This is a genomic window from Micromonospora sp. MH33, from assembly GCF_003013775.1.
Classification (GTDB): Bacteria; Actinomycetota; Actinomycetes; order Mycobacteriales; family Micromonosporaceae; genus Micromonospora; species Micromonospora fulviviridis.
Genome location: NZ_MUYZ01000573.1, coordinates 1 through 1983 on the forward strand (window position 1 = coordinate 1; position 1983 = coordinate 1983).

The following is a 1983-nucleotide window of genomic DNA, read 5'->3' on the forward strand; positions in this document are numbered from 1 at the left end:
CACCGGTGGCGCCGGGACGGCGGGCGGCGCGGGGACCTGCGCGGTGGGCGCGGCGGAGACCGGGGAGTCCGCCGGTGGCGCGGCCAGCACCGGGAACTGCTCGGTGGGCGGCGCGACGGCCGGCGGCATGGCGGACCACGGGTCGTACGCCGCCGGGGTGGGCGGCTCGGCGGGCAGCGGCGTCGTGGGATCAGGGGTCACCGCGACCCCCCACGGTTGACGATCATGGGCGGACCCTACAGCGTCCCCGCCGCCCGGTGTGCCCACCGAATGTCCGGTTCGGACGCCTCGGCCGGTTCAGGCGGAGGTGGGGGAGGCCGGCTCGGCGGCCCGGTCCAGCGGCTTGCGCGGGACGTCCAGGCCGGCCAGCCGCCGGGCCTCCCGGCGGGCGACCCAGCCGTAGCCGACCAGGCTCATCCCGGCGAAGAGCCACCACTGCACCACGTAGCCGAAGTTCTGCCAGTTGTTGGTGTGCCCGATCGGCACCGCCTGGAAGGCCGGGTCGGCGGCCGGGGTCTGCTGGTCGAGCAGCACGTAGCCGCCGGAGACCGGGTAGGGCAGCTGCTTCGCCAGGCGGGGGATGCTGATCCGCCGGGTCTCCAGCTTGCCGGCGCGCCGGTCGACCGCCCCGCCGCCGCTCTCGCTGGACACCAGCCGCCCGGAGACCGTCACGTCGCCGGTCGGCGCGGCCGGCACCGGCGGCTGGGCCGTGGCGTTGCCGCCGGGCACGGGCGGGATCCAGCCCCGGTCGACCAGCACCGCGCTGCCGTCGGCGAGGACCAGCGGGGTGAGCACCTCGAAGCCGACCTTGTTGTCGACGGTCCGGCCGCGGACCAGGACGATGTTCGTGCTGTCGTACCGGCCGGTGGCGGTGACCCGGGTCCAGGTGAGCCGGTCTTCCGGGGCCGGGCCGGTGGTGCCGGGTCCGCCGGTCGGGGCGGGCAGGGCGTCGCGCAGCGGCGCGGGCGTCATGGTGGCGCCGGCGTCGATCCGCTCGTTGATCGCCGTCCGGCCCCGGTAGCGGTCCAGCTGCCAGTTGCCGAGGAACACCATCACCGCGGCGGCCACCAGGGTCAGCGCGAGATAGCCGAGCCAGCGCGGGGTCAGCAGGAACCGGTACACGTTGGCAAAGGCTACCCGTATGAGCGGCGCCACTGGCCCGCACCGGGCCGGAACGGGCCGGCCGGCGGCCGTCGCGCGTCGGTCCGGACGGGTATGGTCACGCGGGCGGAAACCACCCCAGACCAGGAGTCGATGATGACCGTCGTGCCGCGCGTCGTGCTGAGCGCGCCCTCCTCGGGGCACGGCACCGGTGCCCTCTCGCTCGGCCTGCTCGCGGCCCTCGCCGACCGGCAGCTGGACGTGGCCGGGTTCAAGATCGGGCCGGACCAGGTGGACGCCGCGTACCTGGGGTTGGCCGCCGGGCGGCCGGGGCGCAACCTGGACCCGCGGCTGGTCGGCCCGGAGCTGGTCGCCCCGCTCTTCGCGCACGGCGCCGCGGGGGCCGGGTTCGCGCTGGTCCAGGGCACCATGGGGCTCTACGACTCGATCGCCGGCCGGCCGGAGACCGAGTCCACCGCGGCCGTCGCGACCGCGCTGCGCAGCCCGGTGGTGCTGGTGGTGGACGTGGCCGCCATGGGCCAGTCGGTGGCCGCCCTGGTGCACGGCTTCCGGGCGTACGACGAGCAGCTGTGGCTGGGCGGCGTCATCCTCAACCGGGTGGCCTCACCCCGGCACGAGACGATGCTGCGCGAGGCGCTCGACGACGTGGGGGTGCCGGTCTACGGCGCGCTGCGCCGGCACGAGCTGCCCCCGGTGCTGCCGGCCCGCCGGCACGGGCTGGTGCCGGTGGTCCAGCGCGACGCCGAGGCCCAGCGGGCGGTCCGCCGGCTCGGCGAGGCGGTCGCCGCCACGGTCGACCTCGACCGGCTGCTGGGGCTGGCCCGTTCCGCCCCGGAGCTGACCGTCGCGCCGTGGTCGCCG

1 protein-coding gene and 2 pseudogenes are annotated in these 1983 nt (G+C 76.8%); 1 reads left to right on the plus strand and 2 read right to left on the minus strand.

What is annotated here, in order from left to right; all coding sequences use genetic code 11:
* Both B0E53_RS35935 and B0E53_RS35940 read right to left on the minus strand, forming a co-directional pair.
* Window positions 1–201 (minus strand): annotated as a pseudogene (locus tag B0E53_RS35935) (hypothetical protein); the annotation flags it as partial.
* Between the two features lie 96 nt (window positions 202–297).
* Window positions 298–1122 carry an SURF1 family protein gene (locus B0E53_RS35940; RefSeq protein ID WP_107079868.1) on the minus strand — a complete coding sequence of 275 codons (825 nt, stop codon included), beginning with the start codon at window positions 1120–1122 and terminating at the stop codon, window positions 298–300.
* 135 nt (window positions 1123–1257) lie between these two features.
* Here B0E53_RS35940 and B0E53_RS35945 point away from each other — a divergent pair.
* Window positions 1258–1983, plus strand: a pseudogene (locus B0E53_RS35945) (cobyrinic acid a,c-diamide synthase); the annotation flags it as partial.